Annotated in this window: 16 protein-coding genes; 15 read left to right on the top strand and 1 reads right to left on the bottom strand. The window is 39.8% G+C overall.

All coding sequences use genetic code 11. From position 1 onward, the window contains the following. The first annotated feature begins 20 nt into the window (after nt 1–20). Nucleotides 21–2357: an alpha-galactosidase gene (locus tag BM097_RS01850; protein ID WP_090545306.1), complete on the top strand. Its 2337-nt coding sequence runs from the start codon at nt 21–23 to the stop codon at nt 2355–2357. Between the two features lie 55 nt (nt 2358–2412). Here BM097_RS01850 and BM097_RS01845 read toward each other — a convergent pair whose 3' ends face one another. Continuing rightward, nucleotides 2413–3690 carry a chloride channel protein gene (locus BM097_RS01845; RefSeq protein WP_242944634.1) on the bottom strand — a complete coding sequence of 426 codons (1278 nt, stop codon included), beginning with the start codon at nt 3688–3690 and terminating at the stop codon, nt 2413–2415. Nucleotides 3691–3817: 127 nt separating this feature from the next. On the opposite strand from BM097_RS01845, the gene BM097_RS01840 reads away from it, so the two are divergent. The 14 genes from BM097_RS01840 (at nt 3818) to rny (ending at nt 19171) form a co-directional block, all read left to right on the top strand. Further along, nucleotides 3818–4759, top strand: a complete 942-nt coding sequence (locus BM097_RS01840; RefSeq protein WP_090545305.1) for a diacylglycerol/lipid kinase family protein — start codon at nt 3818–3820, stop codon at nt 4757–4759. A gap of 155 nt (nt 4760–4914) precedes the next feature. Next, nucleotides 4915–6027: a DUF5692 family protein gene (locus BM097_RS01835; RefSeq protein WP_090545303.1), complete on the top strand. Its 1113-nt coding sequence runs from the start codon at nt 4915–4917 to the stop codon at nt 6025–6027. 79 nt (nt 6028–6106) lie between these two features. Then, the gene (locus BM097_RS01830; protein WP_090545301.1) at nt 6107–6832 is read left to right on the top strand and encodes an MBL fold metallo-hydrolase; all 726 of its coding nucleotides are present in this window, start codon (nt 6107–6109) and stop codon (nt 6830–6832) included. 1 nt (nt 6833) lies between these two features. Continuing rightward, on the top strand, nt 6834–7670 hold the full coding sequence (locus tag BM097_RS01825) for a DNA-3-methyladenine glycosylase 2 (RefSeq protein ID WP_090545299.1): 837 nt from the start codon (nt 6834–6836) through the stop codon (nt 7668–7670). Nucleotides 7671–7683: 13 nt separating this feature from the next. Further along, entirely contained in the window at nt 7684–8598 is a 915-nt protein-coding gene (locus tag BM097_RS01820) for a cobalamin biosynthesis protein CobD/CbiB (protein ID WP_090545297.1), read from the top strand. A gap of 98 nt (nt 8599–8696) precedes the next feature. Then, the gene (locus BM097_RS16240; protein ID WP_177197335.1) at nt 8697–8855 is read left to right on the top strand and encodes a hypothetical protein; all 159 of its coding nucleotides are present in this window, start codon (nt 8697–8699) and stop codon (nt 8853–8855) included. A gap of 19 nt (nt 8856–8874) precedes the next feature. Then, the gene (alaS, locus tag BM097_RS01815) at nt 8875–11526 is read left to right on the top strand and encodes an alanine--tRNA ligase (RefSeq protein ID WP_330389528.1); all 2652 of its coding nucleotides are present in this window, start codon (nt 8875–8877) and stop codon (nt 11524–11526) included. A 97-nt stretch (nt 11527–11623) separates the two neighbouring features. Further along, nucleotides 11624–12643, top strand: coding sequence for an SGNH/GDSL hydrolase family protein (locus BM097_RS01810; protein WP_090545293.1), 1020 nt, complete (start codon nt 11624–11626; stop codon nt 12641–12643). Between the two features lie 79 nt (nt 12644–12722). Then, nucleotides 12723–12896: a 30S ribosomal protein S21 gene (gene rpsU, locus BM097_RS01805; RefSeq protein ID WP_028236498.1), complete on the top strand. Its 174-nt coding sequence runs from the start codon at nt 12723–12725 to the stop codon at nt 12894–12896. A 101-nt stretch (nt 12897–12997) separates the two neighbouring features. Next, the gene (locus BM097_RS01800) at nt 12998–14587 is read left to right on the top strand and encodes a peptide chain release factor 3 (protein ID WP_090545291.1); all 1590 of its coding nucleotides are present in this window, start codon (nt 12998–13000) and stop codon (nt 14585–14587) included. After that, a complete protein-coding gene (locus BM097_RS01795; protein WP_090545289.1) occupies nt 14587–15654 on the top strand; it encodes an acyltransferase family protein in 1068 nt (355 codons plus the stop codon). The genes BM097_RS01800 and BM097_RS01795 overlap by 1 nt, the downstream gene beginning before the upstream one ends. Before the next feature lie 172 nt (nt 15655–15826). Further along, nucleotides 15827–16879 carry a recombinase RecA gene (gene recA, locus BM097_RS01790; protein WP_090545287.1) on the top strand — a complete coding sequence of 351 codons (1053 nt, stop codon included), beginning with the start codon at nt 15827–15829 and terminating at the stop codon, nt 16877–16879. 3 nt (nt 16880–16882) lie between these two features. After that, the gene (locus tag BM097_RS01785; RefSeq protein ID WP_090545285.1) at nt 16883–17476 is read left to right on the top strand and encodes a regulatory protein RecX; all 594 of its coding nucleotides are present in this window, start codon (nt 16883–16885) and stop codon (nt 17474–17476) included. 174 nt (nt 17477–17650) lie between these two features. Further along, a complete protein-coding gene (rny, locus tag BM097_RS01780; RefSeq protein ID WP_334292392.1) occupies nt 17651–19171 on the top strand; it encodes a ribonuclease Y in 1521 nt (506 codons plus the stop codon). The last annotated feature ends 51 nt before the right edge of the window (nt 19172–19222 follow it).

Here is a 19222-nt window from a genome sequence, read left to right as displayed (position 1 = left end):
TGACTGGGAGGATTTTTAAGATGATTAAAGCTGATGGAAAGGTATTTACACTTAATACTAAAAACACTACTTACGCATTTCGCGTAATGGAAACAGGTCAGCTGGAACATATGTATTACGGAAGGCTCATCCACTGCGATGAGCCATCTGTGCTTATTGAGAAGCGTGCATTTGCTCCAGGAAATACTGTTACCTACAACAACGAGCATCCAGAGCTTACTCTAGAGGATGTTTGTCTTGAAGTATCTACCCTTGGAAAGGGAGATTATAGAGAGCCAATGATTACGGCTGTTTGTCCAGATGGCAGCAGCACACTTGATTTTGTATATGATAGTTTTGAAGTGATTCAGGGCAAGCCTGAGTTTAAGACACTTCCTAGCTCCTATGATGAAAAGGGTGAGGTAGAGACTCTTGTTGTTACCTTGAAGGACAAAAATCATGGATATACATTAGAACTTTTATATTCTGTATTCGAGGATTGTGATGTTATTACACGTAGCGCTAAGTTTAAAAATACTACAGATTCTTCTGTAAAGCTTACACGTATGCTTTCTATGCTTGTAGATTTTGAACACAGCGGCTATAAAATCACATCCTTCCACGGTAGCTGGACTAGAGAGATGAATAAATCAGATATGGTGCTTCCTGCTGGAAAGTACGTTAATTCCTCATTCACAGGCACTAGCTCAAACCGTTGCAATCCATTGTTTATCATTTCGGATGCTGATTCTACAGAAACCGCTGGCGATGTTTATGGTTTCAATCTGGTTTATTCAGGCAATCATTATTCTGCTACTGAGGTATCGCCTTGGGGCAAGACAAGAGTTGCCTATGGTATTAACCCTGAAAGCTTTGAGTGGACACTTGAAGCGGGAGAGGAATTTGAGGCTCCAGAAGCAGTAATGACATATTCAAAGGCTGGTTTCAGACAGATGAGCCTTAATATGCACGATTTTGTAAGAGAGCATATTACAAGAGGAACCTGGAAGAAAAAGGAACGTCCTATCCTTATCAACAGCTGGGAAGCTAGCTACTTCGATTTTACAGAAGGCTCACTTCTTAAGCTTGCCAAGGTTGCAAAGAACACAGGTATCGAGCTTTTCGTTATGGATGATGGCTGGTTTGGCAATAGAAATGATGATAAGCATGCCCTTGGTGATTGGGATATCATCAACAAGAAAAAGCTTCCAGGCGGCCTGGAAGGACTCGCTAAAAAGGTCAATGATTTAGGTCTTATGTTTGGTCTTTGGGTAGAGCCTGAAATGATTAATGTTGAAAGCGAGCTTTACAAGAAGCATCCAGAGTGGGCTATCGACATACCTGGAATGGATCATGCCCAGGGACGTAACCAGCGTCTTCTTGATCTATGTAATCCAGAGGTTGTTGATTACATGATAGATAGAATGAGCGAGGTTTTTGCAACTCCTGGTCTTTCTTATATCAAGTGGGATATGAATCGCAACTTCTCCGATTATTTCTCTAAGTATTTGCCTGCTGATAAGCAGATGGAGGTTAGCCATAGATATGTGTTAGGCTTCTACAGAATGCTTAAGACTTTAGCAGAGAGATTTCCTGAAATTCTTATGGAGGGTTGTGCTTCAGGTGGAAATAGATTTGACTTAGGCGCACTTTGCTATTTCCCACAGATTTGGGGAAGTGATAATACTGATGCAGTTAGCCGTCTTGCAATTCAGGATGGATATTCTTATGGATATCCTCAGAGCACATACACAGCTCATGTAAGCTCATGCCCAAATCATCAGACCCTTAGAATAACACCACTTGAGTCACGATTTGCTGTTGCTTCATTTGGCGTTCTTGGTTACGAGCTTAATCTTAATGATGCCAGTGCAGAAGATATTTCAGCTGTAAAGGCTCAAATCGAGCTTTACAAGCAGTACAGAAAGACTCTTCAGTTTGGTGATTACTACAGACTTAGAGCTGACAATATCTATCAGTGGAGCATTGTAGATAAGGACAAGAATACATGCGTATCAATGGTAATGCAAAGAGAAATCAAGCCAGGAGAGCAATATCTTAGAATAGGTGCTGCTGGCCTTGATGCTGATACAAAGTATCATTTCTATGGAAGAAAGTTAGAATATAATCTTAAGGGCTTTGGAGATTTGGTTAATACTGTAGCACCAATTCATATCAAACAGGATGGAATGCTACACAATGTAATTGCCAAATTTGTAAAGATGCCAGGTGAAGTAGAAGACACCGTAGCTTATGGAGATACCCTTAACGAAGGTGGTATCAAGCTTGCACAAAGCTACGTAGGCACAGGCTACAACGAACAGGTACGCTACTTCCCAGATTTCGGAGCACGTCTATACTTTATAGAAAAATGCTAATTAGATACTAAAAAAGAGCTGTAGCTTATGAGTTACAGCTCTTATTGTATAGTCTTTAATCGACTTTTTTGTCGATGTAGTTGCTGCGATATTTGCTGTAGACGATTTTTTGGGCACGGTAGAGGCCGGTGTAGCCTGATACCCAGTAGCTGAAGGCAACAGCTAGAAGGAAGTAAGGCATTGGCTCGTAGCCGAAAAGTTCGAAGCAAATTAGTAGGCTGGAAATAGGGCAGTTGGTAACACCACAGAAAAGTGCCCCCATTCCAACTGCAGCAAGTAGTGCTGGTGAAAATCCAATTAGTTGTCCAACTGCAGCGCCAAAAGTTGCACCAATAAATAATGTAGGAACAATTTCACCACCCTTGTAGCCGCAGGATAATGTAAGGGTTGTAAAAATCATTTTTAAAAGGAAGGTGCCTAGACCAATACTTGCTCCTGTAAAGCAGGACATGATGATGGCGGAACCAGTACTGTTGTAGGTTTGGTTTCCAACTATTAGTGTAAGAGCTAAAACGGAAGTACCGCCAATGATAGCTTTGATATAAGGATTTGAAACCTTGCCACTTAGGAAGCTTTCGTATTTATGAAGCATTGTGCAAAACAGCATTGAAGCCAGACCACAAAGGATTGCAAAGATGCATATCATTATGGAGGTTTTTATTGTGAACTTTGGAATCACTTCTATTGGGTAAATCTCAGCCCCAAGCCCAAAGTAATTAGCTACATATCTAGCCACAAGTGAAGAAATAACACATGGAACCAAGGCGGCGTAATGCATGATTCCAACGGATACCACCTCCATTGAAAATATAGCTGCAGCCATTGGAGTTCCAAATAATGCAGAAAAGGCTGCACTCATTCCACACATTATCATTGTCTTTTTGTTAGTTGAATTGAGCTTAAGAACACGACCAATTCCATTTCCTATGGCTCCACCCATTTGAAGGGCAGCGCCCTCACGACCAGCAGAACCGCCCACTAAATGTGTGACGAGAGTAGCAATAAAAATCAGTGGCGCTAATCTAAAAGGAAGATGCTCATCTGATTGAATGGCAGCGATAACAGTGTTGGTGCCGCTATCCTTTTCCTTCAAAATTTGTTTGTACATGAAGGTGATAAAAACAGCTCCTATTGGAAGAAGGAAAATCATCCATTTGTGAGCTTCTCTAAATTTAATAACATATCTCATAGATAGTCCAAAGCCGGTGGCAAACAATCCAACGGAAATACCGATGAAAATAGCTGCAAGAGTCCAGCCTACCACAGACATGGCGCGGTGGCCGTTGTGGTCTACCTTATGCATTAATTTTTCTTTGAATTCATTATTGTCCATTATTGAGTCCTCTTTTTTTAAATTTCTACCTGATATGCTATCATTCTATTTTTTATAGTGCAAGAAATCCATTGACTTTAGTTTTTAAAATGACCACAATTATCTTTAGAAATTGAAAGGAAATGCTATGAAAAACCTATTTATTGTTAATAAAGCCAGCCGAACAGGAAAAGCTGGAGAATTATGGAAAAAAGTAGAAGATTATTTGAAAGAAAAAAATATAAGCTATGAGGTTCATTTTACTGCAGGACCTGGTGATGCTACCAGCTTCGTCAAAGCAGCTACGTCCTCAGGGGAGCAGGTGGCGCTGTTTGTAATGGGAGGAGATGGTACCTTAAATGAGGCGTTAAATGGAATACAGGATTTTGAAAATACTATTTACACACCACTTCCATCGGGCTCTGCCAATGATTTTGCAGCTGGTATTGGGCTTAAGGGGGGTGCTCTTGAAATATTAGATAGAGCACTTAATACAAATGAATATAAGCTTTTTGATATAGGGAAGCTTTCGTATGAAAAGGAGGGTAAGGCTTGCGTGCGATTGTTTGGGGTGAGCGCAGGAATCGGAGTAGATGCTTACGTGTGTCTTCAGGCATTAGACAGCAAGCTTAAGAGATTTTTAAATAGGTTTGGAGCAGGCTCCGCTACCTACGGTATTTTGACGGTGGGAGATCTTTTTACCATGCCATTTTCTGATGCCAAGGTTACTATTTATTATGATAACAAGACCACTACCAGAAATATAAAAAGCACCATATTTGCTGCAGCTATGAATTGCAGGGCAGAAGGTGGAGGTATTCCAATGGCACCTGATGCCAAGGCAGATTCAGGACATCTCACAGCATTTATTGCCCATGATATTTCCAGATTTAAATGTTTTACTTTATTGCCATATTTGGTGAAAGGAAAGCACATTGGAAAAGAAGGATTCGATTTAATAAATTTTGATAAAATGGACATCGTAATGAATGAGAGTATGTGTGTACATGCTGACGGGGAACACATAGGATTTCTTAATAATTTAACGTTTGAATGTATGCCACAAATGTTGAAAATTAGGGGTTTATAAGAAATATGCAACAATACAAATTATAAAAAATGTATTAATTTTTTATAAACTGATATATTGTTATTTTCTTCACATATAGGTATAATAAAAACTGAGGATAGAGGAATTAGTTTTCTCTATTTAAAAATGTAAATAATTATTAAGGAGGCTTGGATATGATTTTCCAAATCACTAATCTTTGGCAGATCCTTGGCTGGTGCCTTGTATTTGCAGGATTGATTATTATGAATGAGCTCGGCCGTCGTACAAAGGTCGGTGGAATGATTATTTTTGTTATCATCCCATGTATTCTTACAGTTTACTTCATCTTAGCACATGTTGGTTTATTCGGCGGTGCTTCAAACCCAACAGTTGCATATATGGACGGTTGGTTCCACTACTTTAAGCTCTACGCAGCAGATATCGGATGCGTCGGCTTCATGATGATTAAATATAAGTGGGGCATTGGTAAAGAAAAATGGTTTGCTTGGTGGCCATGGTTCATCGTTGCAGCAAACATCATGATCGCTAATGTTTCAGATATGGAGTCAGCTCTTGCAGCATACTCAATCACAGGCGACCTTTCAGGTGCTTGGTGGTGTTCAAACGAAGGTGTATTCATCTACGGTGGATGGTGGAACGTTGTTAACGCTATCGCTGGTATGATCAACATCTTCTGTATGACAGGTTGTGTAAAGCTTTACACATCAAACGACAAGAACATGTCAGATATGATCTGGCCAGATATGACAGTATGGTTCATCGTTGCTTATGATGTATGGAACTTCGAATATACATATTTGAACCTTCCTACACATACATGGTACTGTGGTGTTGCACTTCTTCTTGCTCCTACATTTGCTAACGCTCTTTGGAACAAGGGTGCTTGGATCCAGAACCGTGCTAACACACTTGCTATTTGGTGTATGTGGGCACAGGTAGTACCTCTCTTCCAGTTAAAGGGTACATTCGCTGCTGTTCTTCCACGTGTATACGGTGGAGCTACAGAAGCTGGTATCACAACAATGGATCTTTACGAGCAGGCTATCGCTCTTTACCAGGCAGGCCAGGGCAAGACTATTGCAGCTAACGAAGCAATTGCAGCAATGGGAATCACAGCTGATCCTACAATGCAGGGATTCGTAGCTATGATGGCACTTGGTGTTAACGTTCTTTGCATCTCTGTAATCATCAGAAATGCTATCAGAATTGGTGGTAACCCATATTCTAACTGCGTATTCGAAGGAACAAAGGACTTCGAAGAGGCTATGGCTCGTGCAGCTAAATAATTAATTTAAAATTCTGGACATCCACGGTTGTGGATGTCCTTTTTTTATAAGTGTGTTAAAATACCTTAAGGAGGATAATATGGTTAAGGTATATTATTTAATGCACAGCTCATTTGTGGTAGAGCTTTCAGATAGATATTTGCTATTTGATTATTTTGACAAGTCTTCAATTGAAGATAGTGTTCCATATAGAGGCTCTTTGCCAGTCTTTGAGGCAAAGCCTATTTATGTTTTTGCAAGTAATGGTCGAAAAGACCATTATGACGAAGCTATCTTTAATCTAGATAATGTAAAGAAATTCATTTTATCCAAGGATATTAAAATTAAAAAAGGCGTGGTTGAAAAAGAACGCATTCAGTTTGTAAAACCACTTCGTAAATACGATATTGATGATATGAAAATCGAAACACTTCGCTCCAATGATGTGGGGGTGGCGTTTTCAATATCAGTAGGCGGACAGAATATTTACTTTGCTGGCACTCTTAATTGGTGGAACGCCGAAGGCAGAGGAGAGCTATATGGAGAGCAATATGGCCGTGAATACAGAACATATTTAAGGCCAATCCGAAATCGCAAATACGATATAGCTTTTGTTCCTATGGACGCACGTATGGGCGAGGATGGTTATTTCCTGGGAATGGATTATTTTGTAAAAAACATCGATAGTGATGTGATCTTTCCGATGAATATGTGGGGAGAGTATCAGTGGATTCAGCGATTTAAAACACGCCCAGATATAGCAAATCTCAAGGATAGAATCATTGAGATTGATCGTGAGAATATGATTTTTGAAATAGAGGAATAATATGGTATTCAGCAAGAAACTTACAGCAGAAGAGTTTAATCCAGAAATAATCATGAATTCAGGGCAGGTCTTTAGAATGAAGCGTGAGACAAAGGGTGCCGATGGCATGCCAGACACATACAGCGCTTGCTCTGGCGATAATGATATTTACTTTTATTTAAATAAAGAAAAGGATTCCTGGGATTTTGCGTGTGAAGAAAATCAGTGGGGATTTTGGCAAAACTACTTTGATTTTGATACAGATTATGTTAAGTATAACGAGCTCATAAGAAAAAGCTCTGACAAGTTTTTAAAGGAAGCCTTGATGGATTCCTTTGGAATGCGTATTTTGCGTCAGGATTTGTGGGAAGTTTTTATTTCCTATGTAATTTCTCAAAATAATAATATTCCAAAGATAAAGAAATCAATTCAGTGTCTTTGCGATAGATATTCTGATGGTATACATTTTCCAAAGCCAGAGGTACTGGCCTATATCCCAGAGGCGGAGCTTATGGATGGAACAGCCCTTGGCTATAGGGCGGATTATATTATCGGCATATCAAAGCAGGTGGTTGAAGGCAGCCTTGATATAAAAGCTATCAGTAAGCTTCCTTACCAGGATGCTATGGCTACCCTTCTTAAAATAAAGGGCATTGGCCCAAAGGTTGCCAATTGTATAATGCTTTATGGCTTCCATTTTATGGAAAGCTATCCTATTGATACCTGGATGAAAAAGATTATTACTGAGGATTACAGTTCTTATTCAAAGGATGAATATCTTAAGTATATAAATGAAAGCTACGCTGGTTTTCAAGGCTATGTCCAGCAGCTTCAGTTTTACCATAAACGCAATAAGTAAATGGGGATGAACAATGTTTAGATGTCACTTGATTGGGCTATTACTTGGCACAATTTTAGATTTTGTTTTTGGAAGGATTTATGGCATTTGGAATCCTTTTGATTCAGTAAAAAAGCTTATAAAATACCTAGACAGGGCGTTACTTGGGGATGAAATCATTCTTTTAGAGCCTGCAAAGCAGCGTAGTTTAGGAATGTGGCTAGTGATGCTGGTGCTTGTACCAGTCATTGCGATTATCACATTTTTTACAATGCTTTGTTATGAAATTGCAACACCTGTAGGCGTATTGTTCGAGGCCTTTGCTACATATTTATGTATCGATGCTAAATACCTCTACATAGGGGGCAGGAACATTATGGATGATTTCTATGGAGATGGCCTAAAGTCTATGAAAGGTACCTACGAAGCTCTATCTGGTAAAACAGGTTCCTTTGAGGATGAGCAAATGGCTACCAAAGAAGCTATTACCTATATTGCAAATCAGGCTTCAGATGCAGTGATTTCTCCTATATTTGTAATGTTTCTATTCGGGCCTGTAGGAGGCTTTGTTTACCGAACAGTAGATTTCATAGATTCTGAAATCGGCCATAATACATATAGATATAAGGATTTTGGGTACAGCATCGCAAAGCTTAACAGGATTGTAGATTACCTTCCTGGCAGGTTTGCAGGTGCGTTGAGTGTTTTTGCAGCAAAGCATATTACATCTGGCGTTGATGGCAAGAATGCCAGGTTTATCAATCTTCGAGATAGTTATAAAGCAATTTCTGCATTTGCAGGAGCTTTAGGTATTAAGCTAAAGGATGATACCATCGGAGATGATGATAAAGTTGCTGAAGCTAAAGATATCAGAAGAGCATTAACTCTTTTGGCTAGTGATTTTTTTCTACTACAGGCTATTTTGGTTATTTTCTTATTAATTTTCTGAAATACTGGTGGAATTTAAAAAGGCTTTGGATTATAATTTAGCTAAGTATGTAATATGATTTAATTAGTTAAAAATTTTGTAATATAGGAGGAATTGCCATGTCAGCATTTTTGTCTAGTTTTGCAAGTTATCTGATTAAAATGATCATACTCGTTGCATTAGGCATTTGTGGAGGCTTTATTGGAATTAAGCTTCGCCAGTCTAGCGACAGGAAGAAGGGCATCTCAGATGCCGTAACAGATTCTTCCGAGGAATAATTTTTGGAGGACTATTGTTTTGAATAACGGTGTTAATGATTTACGACGCGCCTACTTGGAATTCTTTGAGAGCAAAGGCCACCTTTGTCTCAACAGCTTTTCTCTTGTGCCACAGAATGATAACAGTTTACTTCTTATCAACGCTGGTATGGCTCCACTTAAGCCATACTTTACAGGACAGGAGATTCCACCAAGGAGACGCGTTACAACATGTCAAAAATGTGTTAGAACAGGTGACATTGATAATGTAGGTAAGACGGCTCGCCATCTTACTTTTTTTGAGATGCTTGGTAACTTTTCTTTCGGAGATTATTTTAAGCATGAAGCTATTGCTTGGTCTTGGGAATTTTTAACAGAGGTTCTTAAGCTTGATCCTAATCGTCTTTATCCATCTATCTATGGAGAGGATGAGGAAGCATTTGAAATTTGGACAAAGGAAGTTGGAGTAGCTCCAGAACGCATCACACGTTTCTATCGTGATCCTGAAACAGGTGAATGTGATAACTTCTGGGAGCATGGTGCTGGCCCTTGTGGTCCTTGCTCAGAAATTTATTACGATCGTGGAGAAAAATACGGTTGCGGTAAGCCAGATTGTAAGGTTGGTTGCGATTGCGATCGCTTTATGGAGGTTTGGAACAACGTATTTACACAGTTTAATGGTGATGGCCACGGCGGTTATGAGGAGCTTGCTCAGAAGAATATCGATACAGGTATGGGTCTTGAGCGTCTCGCAGTTGTTATGCAGGATGTTGATTCAGTATTCGATATTGACACAATGAAGGCTATTCGTGATAAGATTTGCGAAATGTCAGGAAAGCAGTATCAGGTAGATGCTCTTGATGATGTATCAATCCGTCTTATCACTGATCATATTCGTTCATCTACTTTCCTTGTATCTGATGGTGTTACACCTTCAAACGAGGGTAGAGGTTATGTTCTTCGTCGTCTTATCAGACGTGCTGCAAAGCATGGTAGAGCACTTGGCATTGATGGTCTTTTCATGGCAAAGCTTTCTGAGACAGTTATCAATGAATGTAAGGATGGCTATCCAGAGCTTTGGGAGAAGAGAGAATTCATCTTCAAGACTCTTACAGCAGAGGAAGAGCAGTTCAACAAAACTATCGACAAGGGTCTTGAAATCCTTGCAAAGATGGAAGAAGAGCTTAAGGCATCTGGAGCTAAGGAGCTTTCAGGTGAGAATACATTCAAGCTTTACGATACTTACGGATTCCCTGTAGACCTTACAGCAGAAATCCTTGAAGAAAAGGGCTTTGGCTACGACGCAGCAGGCTTTGAGGCTTGCATGGAGGAACAGAGACAGAAGGCTCGTGCAGCTCGTAAAGAGACAAACTATATGGGTGCTGATGCATCTGTATATGATGATATCGATTTAGCTGTTACATCTGAGTTTGTAGGCTACGACAAGACTACATCAGAATCAACAGTTACAGTTCTCACAACAGAAACTGAAATCGTTGATACTATTACAGAAGGAACAGTTGGAACAATCATTGTTCCTGAAACTCCTTTCTACGCTACAATGGGTGGTCAGATTGGTGATACAGGTATCATCTCTACACCAAACGGTGAGTTTGAAGTAAAGGATACTATCAAGCTCAAGGGTGGTAAGATTGGCCATGTTGGTGAAATGAAGTCAGGTATGATTAAGGTTGGCGATAAGGTTACACTTAAGGTTGACGCTGCTCGCCGTGCTCGTATCTGCAAGAACCATTCAGCTACTCACCTTCTTCAGAAGGCACTTCGTGAGGTACTTGGTACACACGTAGAGCAGAAGGGTTCATACCAGGATGCTGATAGAACACGTTTCGATTTCTCTCACTTCTCAGCTATGACAGATGAAGAAATCGCAAAGGTTGAAAAGATGGTTAATGACAAGATTGCTGAAGGACTTGCAGTTACTACAGCTATCATGTCAATTGATGAGGCTAAAAAGAGCGGAGCAATGGCTCTCTTTGGTGAGAAATATGGCGACGAGGTTCGCGTTGTAAAGATGGGAGATTTCTCTACAGAGCTTTGTGGTGGTACACACGTATCTAACACATCAGAGATCTCTGCATTCAAGATTCTTTCAGAGAGCGGTGTAGCTGCTGGTACACGTCGTATCGAAGCTATCACAGGCGCTGCTGTATTTGAATACTATGCTGATATCGAGGCTAAGCTTAATGCTGCAGCGGCAGCTCTTAAGTGCAAGCCAGCAGATGTAGAAGAGAAGATTGCACATCTTCAGAAGCAGCTTAAGGAGACAAATTCTGAGCTTGAATCTATGAAGGCTAAGGCTGCACAGGCTGCAGTTGGCGATGTTATGGATTCAGTTGTAGAGGTTAAGGGCGTTAAGCTTCTTGCAACATCAGTAGCTGGTGTTGATATGAACGGACTCCGTGACCTTGGTGATGACCTTAAGAATAAGCTTGGCGAGGGTGTTGTTGTTCTTGCATCAGATTGCGATGGCAAGGTAAATCTTGTAGTTATGGCAACTGATGATGCTCAGAAGGCAGGAGCACATGCTGGTAACCTTGTTAAGGCTATTGCACCTAAGGTTGGCGGTGGCGGCGGTGGCCGTCCAAACATGGCTCAGGCTGGTGGTAAGAACCCAGCTGGTATTGCTGATGCACTTGCAGAAGCAAAGAGCGTACTTGAAGGAATGCTTTAAGATAGTATAGAGGCTCATTAATATGGGCCTCTTTTTCACATTTTGGACAATACTTTTAAATAATATATTGGAGTATATCTATAATGGAGGATAAAAAATGAAAACCAATTCTAGAAGGTTTTTCCGTAAATTGTTTGCTTTTTTAGCGGCAGTTATTATTTTCGAAAGCTTTAATACTCAAGGTCAGGTTGAGGCCAAAATCATCGTTCCACAGACCAAATATGTATTTGATGCGAAATACTATGCTCAGTCAAATCCTGATATTGTGGCAGAGCTAGGAAATAGTTCAAGCAAACTATTAAAGCATTATGTTACAAAGGGAAAATGGGAAGGAAGAGCAGCCTACGAAGGAGCACCAACCTTCCAAGCCAACGATACAATAGTTCCTGAAGCAAATACTGCAATGAACCCTAATATGGTAATGGATACTGGGGCACCTTTAGTAGCACCAGCAGAAGAGCAGCCTGTAGATGATGGAATATATAAGGCTTTATTTATAGGAAATTCAATCACCATACATCCAGCCTGCAGCTATTGGTGGGGCTCTTGGGGTATGGCCGCTACAGCACCTGAAAGGGATTATGTACATCAGACAGTAGCAGGACTTAGAAATATCTATCCAATGGTAGATTATGACATCATCGGTTTTTCTACTTGGGAAAGAGACAATGTACGTTCAAAGATGCTTCCAAATATTGATGGGGCTCTCACAAAGGATTATGATTTAGTGGTAATTCAGGTAGGAGAGAACATCAAAAACACCAGAAACTTTGAGGAAGATTATGAAATCCTTGTTCAATACATTAAGAAAAGCGTGCCAACAGCAAAGGTAGTACTTGTAGGTGATTTTTGGCAGATGTCGGGAAGGGATAGCATTAAAAAGCGTGTTGCTGATAGACAAAGCTGCGATTACATCGATCTTTCCGGTATCAGAAAAAATGGAAGCTACATCTCTAGCATTGGTACTAGAGTAGGTGGCGATGACGGTAGAACACATAAAATTTTCGATAGTGCAGTAGCAATTCATCCTAATGACAGAACTATGGAATATATTGCAACTCACATCGTTGATACTGTTATTAATGAAAATATTCAAAATATAGTTGACGAATATTGATTTTATGCTATAATGCTTGTTAGTGCTTTAAAGAATAATAAGTACAAGTCCCCAGATGGAGGGAGGTTAGGATTAGACTATGTCATATGTTACAGTTAAAGAAAACGAATCATTAGACAGCGCTCTTCGTAGATTTAAGAGAAACTGTGCTAAGGCTGGTATCCAGCAGGAGATTCGTAAGCGTGAGCACTATGAGAAGCCTTCAGTAAAGCGTAAGAAGAAGTCTGAGGCTGCTAGAAAGCGTAAGTTCTAATTTACGTTCGAGAATTTATGAAATCATGGCCTGTACCAGTTGATGTTGGTACAGGCTATTTTTCGGTTTATACGAATTAGAGATTATTTTTTGGAGGTTTTATGGCACGTTCAGTTGAAGAAGAAATTAAGAGACGTCGTACCTTTGCGATTATTTCCCACCCTGATGCTGGTAAGACTACACTTACCGAAAAGTTTCTTTTATATGGTGGTCAGATTAATCTTGCAGGTTCAGTAAAGGGAAAAGCTACAGCAAGACATGCAGTATCTGACTGGATGGAAATCGAGAAGGAGAGAGGTATTTCCGTAACTTCTTCTGTACTTCAGTTTGAATATGATGGATATTGCATTAATATCCTTGATACACCTGGACATCAGGATTTCTCGGAGGATACATATCGTACCCTTATGGCTGCAGATTCTGCAGTAATGGTTATCGATGCATCAAAGGGTGTTGAGGCTCAGACAAGAAAGCTGTTTAAGGTTTGTGTCATGAGACATATTCCAATTTTCACTTTCATCAACAAGATGGATAGAGACGCCAATGACACTTTTGAGCTTCTTGATGATATCGAAAATGAGCTTGGAATCGCTACAGTTCCTGTAAACTGGCCAATAGGCTCAGGTAAGGAATTTAAAGGTGTATACGATAGAAATACTAGATGTGTGCGCATGTTCTCAGATACTCAAAAGGGTACTAAGCAGGGCGAGGAGCGCATTATTTCTGTGGATGATCCAGCTCTCAAGGAAGAGATCGGTCAGGAAAAATATGATCAGCTTATGGAAGAGCTTGAGCTTTTAGATGGTGCAGGTGCCGAGTTCAATCAGGATCAGGTTACAGCCGGTGAGCTTTCGCCAGTATTCTTTGGTTCTGCTCTTACAAACTTTGGTGTTGAGACTTTCCTTGAGCACTTCCTTCAGATGACTTATAGCCCACTTCCTCGTAAGAGTGATGTAGGGGAGATTAGCCCATTTTCTGAGGATTTCTCAGCATTTGTATTTAAGATTCAGGCTAATATGAACAAGGCTCACCGTGACCGTGTTGCTTTTCTTCGTATTTGTTCTGGTACCTTTGATGCTTCAAAGGATTATTTGCATGTTCAGGGCGGTCGTAAGGCCAAGCTTTCTGCTCCACAGCAGATGATGGCTGATGAGCGTAAGATAGTAGATAAGGCTTATGCAGGCGATATTATCGGTGTGTTCGATCCAGGTCTATATAGCATTGGTGATACCTTTACATCTGCTAAAAAGCCATTTAAGTTCGAGGGTATTCCTACTTTCGCACCAGAGCATTTTGCACGTGTTCGCCAGATTGATACCATGAAGCGTAAGCAGTTCATGAAGGGAATCACTCAGATTGCGCAGGAAGGTGCTATTCAGATATTCCAGGAATTTAATACTGGTATGGAAGAAATCATTGTAGGTGTTGTAGGTGTACTTCAGTTTGATGTATTAAAATATCGATTAAACAACGAATACAATGTAGAAATAGCTCTTGAAAATCTTCCATACGAGCATATCAGATGGATTGAGGGAGATTACGATCTCAATAAGATTTCTGGTACATCAGATATGAAGAAGATTAAGGATTTAAAGGATAGACCACTATTACTTTTTGTAAATTCATGGTCCGTTGGTATGGTTTTAGACAGAAACGAAGGACTAGTATTATCGGAGTTTGGTACTAATTAATGACAATTAACGAAGCTGCTATTGATAGAAAAAATAACCTGAATATAATTCGACTTGTTGCAAGTCTTATGGTACTCTACATGCACTCCTTTGCGGTGTGTGTAGGGGTGCAGGATGAGGATATATTCTACACCCTCACCAATCATAAGGATTTGGCAGGTGGAATTGCAGTGTATATCTTTTTTATCATTAGCGGCTTTTTAATTTGCAGAAGCTTTGATAGGACAAGCAGTGTATTTAAATATGCCAAAGCGCGATTCTTAAGAATATGGCCATTACTTTTTGTTGTAGTAATGGTACTTGCGTTTATTGTTGGGCCTATTGTTTCTGTATATACATTCTCCCAATATTTTGAATACGGTGATTTAAAGGGTTTTCTTTTAAATCTTATATTTATATCTACTGATACAAATCTTCCAGGCGTTTTTCCTAATCACTATATACATAGTGTTAACGGATCTCTTTGGACTTTAATGTACGAAGTGATTTGGTATATCTTAGTGGCAATTACAAGCATTATCTGGAAGAAGAGACGATGGTTTGCCCCTGCTATGTATGTTATATTGGCAGGAATATATTTTGGAATTACTTATGGTCCTCTGGGAAGCTTACCTGTTTTGTCTTCTGGATATATGCTTAATATGTCTAAGCTTGGTATGTTCTTTACTATTGGAATGACAGCGTATCTATATTCAGATAAGATTATTCTTTCTGTAAGGGCATTAGGCTTTGCAATATTAGGCCTTGTCATGGGTATTTTATTTTGCAATTTTATATTTACTTTTAGCATTTGCGGAGCTTACATAATTTTTTATATTGCCTTCCAAAAACGTTTTATAGCAAAGTGGTATGACAAGGTAGGAGATTTGTCTTACGGAATATATATTATGACATTTCCTATTCAGCAGATATTAGTAGAATACTTGGGAAAGCCATCTAAAACTTACCACACATTAACCATGAATCCATATTTAAATATGGCATTAACACTGGCCATTGTTGTTCCACTTTCATGGCTTAGCTGGCATTTTATTGAAAGACCATGTTTGAAATTAAAAAATAAATAGCTTGACGATATGTAAACGACAGTGTATATTAAATGGCGGTGACTGATGTCACCGTCTTTTTTGTTATTTTTTGTTTTTCAATTTTTATCCCATTTTTTGTTGACTTTTTATTTCATATTAACTATTATTATACATAAAGAACGAACGGTTGTTCCGAACGGAGGTTTTATAAATGGCAAATGAAGATAAGCTTAAAGCGTTAGATGCTGCGATTTCGCAGATTGAAAAACAGTATGGTAAGGGCTCAGTTATGAAGCTTGGTGAAGGGGCTAATATCCAGGTAGAAACAGTTCCTACAGGCTCAATCAGTCTTGATATAGCACTCGGTCAGGGTGGTTTCCCTAAGGGCCGTATTATTGAAATTTATGGACCAGAATCATCTGGTAAGACAACACTTGCACTTCATGCAGTAGCAGAGGTTCAGAAGGCAGGCGGTATCGCTGGTTTCATCGATGCAGAGCACGCTCTTGATCCTAAATATGCTAAGGCTATCGGTGTTAATATTGATGATTTATATATTTCTCAGCCAGATAATGGTGAGCAGGCTCTTGAAATTACAGAGACAATGGTACGCTCTGGTGCCATGGATATCATTGTAGTGGATTCAGTAGCCGCACTTGTTCCTAAGGCTGAAATCGATGGTGATATGGGTGATTCTCATGTAGGTTTACATGCTCGTCTTATGTCACAGGCCATGAGAAAGCTTACTGGTATTGTTGCTAAAACAAACTGTGTAGTTATTTTTATCAACCAGCTTCGTGAAAAGGTTGGTGTTATGTTCGGTAATCCTGAAACTACTACAGGTGGACGTGCTCTTAAGTTCTACGCTTCTGTACGTATCGATGTTCGCCGTATCGAGGCTCTTAAGCAGAATGGAGAGGTTATCGGTAACAGAACTCGTGCAAAGATTGTAAAGAATAAGGTAGCACCTCCATTCAGAGAGGCAGAATTTGATATCATGTTTGGCGAGGGTATCTCTCGTGAAGGTGATATTCTTGATGTTGCTGCTAATCTTGATATTGTACAGAAGTCTGGTGCATGGTATGCATACCTTGGCGAGAAGATTGGTCAGGGTCGTGAAAATGCCAAGACATATCTTAAGCAAAATCCAGATGTATGTGAGGAAATTGCAGATGCAATCCGCGACCACTATTCAGAAACAGATGAGTCTGAAGTAGGATTAGTTGGTGGCGACAAAAAGGAAGATACTCCTACAGAGGAATAAAATATGGAAGTATTATCTCTTGTTAAACTAACAAAGGGAAGAGCAAAAATCTGTCTCGCTGGCGGGACAGATTTTGTTCTTTATAAGAAGGAATATGAAAGCTATGGCATAGAAGAGGGAAAGGAATTATCTGATTTAGAATATCAGGAAATAGTCACGGAAATACTTATTCCTCGTTGCAAAAAGCGTGCCTTGCATTTATTGGAAAAGCAGGACAGGTCTGAAAAGAATCTTCGTGATAAGCTTAAAGAGGGCGGCTACAGCGAAGAGATAATTGACATAGCTATCGATTATATCAATGATTATGGCTACCTGGATGATGCCAGAATGGCAGCTAGTCATATTCGTTTTTATCAGGATTCCAGAAGCAAGCAGAGGCTGAAGCAGGACCTTATTGGAAAGGGCATTGCTTCTGAGGTTATTGACCGTGTTTTAGAGGAGGAATATACCGCCGATGAAAGCAGTCTGATAGAGCGTCTTATAGAAAAAAAGCACTATGATAAAGAAAATGCTTCATACGAGGATAGAGCTAAAATGTACCGTTTTCTAGCAGGAAGAGGCTTTTCGTCTGATAGTATAAATAGGGTATTAAAATAGTTAGTACATACACTATATATGGTGTTCATAGTCTTGACATACGCCTTGTATAAAGTTAAACTAATTATGTTGAAGTTTATAAATGAGAGCAGTATAGCTTTTATTTTATATTCCAATTAGAAAATTCAATAAGGAGGTGCTCCTGTGAACGCAGTAACGATTATTGTTGCAGTTATCGTTGCCGTTGTAGCAGTTGTTATCACACTGGTTGTTTCTAATCAAATTCATGAGAAGCAGGGCAGAAATAAAGTAAATTCTGCTGAAGCAAAGGCTCGTGAAATTATTGATGAAGCAGTGAAGAATGCGGAGGCTAAAAAGAGGGAGGCTATGCTTGAGGCAAAGGAAGATGCCATGAAGCAGAAGAATGATCTCGATAAGGAAATCCGCGAGCGCCGAGCAGAAATTCAGAGAAGCGAGCATAGATTATCTCAGAAGGAAGATAATCTTGATAAAAAGCTCGATGCAGTCGAAAAAAGAGAGGCTGAATTTGCTCGCCAGGAACAACAGCTTAACAAGCAGCGAGAGGAAGTTGCAAAGCTTAATCAGCAGCGTGTGCAGGAACTAGAGAGAATCTCGGGACTTACCTCCGAACAAGCAAAAGAACAACTTTTAAAATCTGTAGAAGAAGACGTCAAATTAGACGCAGCAAAACTTATTAAGGAAAGCTTAGCTCAGGCGAAGGATGAGGCTGATAAGAAGGCTAGAGAGATAGTAGTAAGTGCTATCCAAAAGTGTTCAGCAGACCATGTTGCTGAGACAACTATTTCAGTTGTACAGCTTCCTAATGATGAGATGAAGGGACGTATCATTGGTAGAGAGGGACGTAATATTCGTACTCTTGAAACTATGACTGGCGTAGAACTTATTATTGATGATACTCCTGAAGCGGTTATTTTGTCTGCATTTGATCCAGTTAGACGTGAAATCGCACGTATTGCATTGGAAAAGCTCATTGTAGATGGTCGTATTCATCCAGCTAGAATTGAAGAGACAGTTGAAAAGGCTAAGAAAGAAGTTGAACAGCAAATCCGCGAGGAAGGCGATGCAGCTGCACTTGAGGTTGGTGTTCAGGGTATTCATCCAGAACTTCTTAGACTTCTCGGTAAGATGAAATTTAGAACCAGCTACGGACAGAATGTATTAAAGCATTCCATCGAGGTTGCACAGTTGTCAGGATTACTTGCTGCAGAGCTCGGTCTTGATGTTAGAGTCGCAAAGCGTGCAGGTTTATTGCATGATATTGGAAAGGCAGTAGATAGAGAGCAGGAGGGTACTCACGTACAGCTCGGCGCAGATCTTTGCCGCAAGTACAAAGAGTCTCAGACAGTTATCAATGCTGTTGAGGCACATCATGGCGATGTAGAGCCAGAAACACTCATAGCTTGTGTTGTACAGGCAGCTGATACTATTAGTGCAGCAAGACCTGGTGCTAGACGCGAGGCTATGGAAACTTATACAAACAGATTAAAAGAACTTGAAGAAATTTCTAACAGCTTTAAGGGTGTAGAAAAGTCTTTTGCTATTCAAGCAGGTAGAGAGATTCGTATCATGGTGGTTCCTGAACAGGTTTCAGATGCCGATATGGTCATCATGGCAAGGGATATTTCAAAGCAGATTGAATCACAGCTAGAATATCCTGGACAGATTAAGGTAAATGTAATTCGTGAATCACGAGTTACTGATTATGCAAAGTAAATTATTTTGCGGCTGGTTTATCCAGCCGCTTTTTTTGAAGAAAGAGGTAAT

The organism is Pseudobutyrivibrio sp. OR37, assembly GCF_900113655.1.
Taxonomy (GTDB): Bacteria; Bacillota; Clostridia; order Lachnospirales; family Lachnospiraceae; genus Pseudobutyrivibrio.
This window is presented reverse-complemented; position numbering and strand designations above follow the sequence as displayed.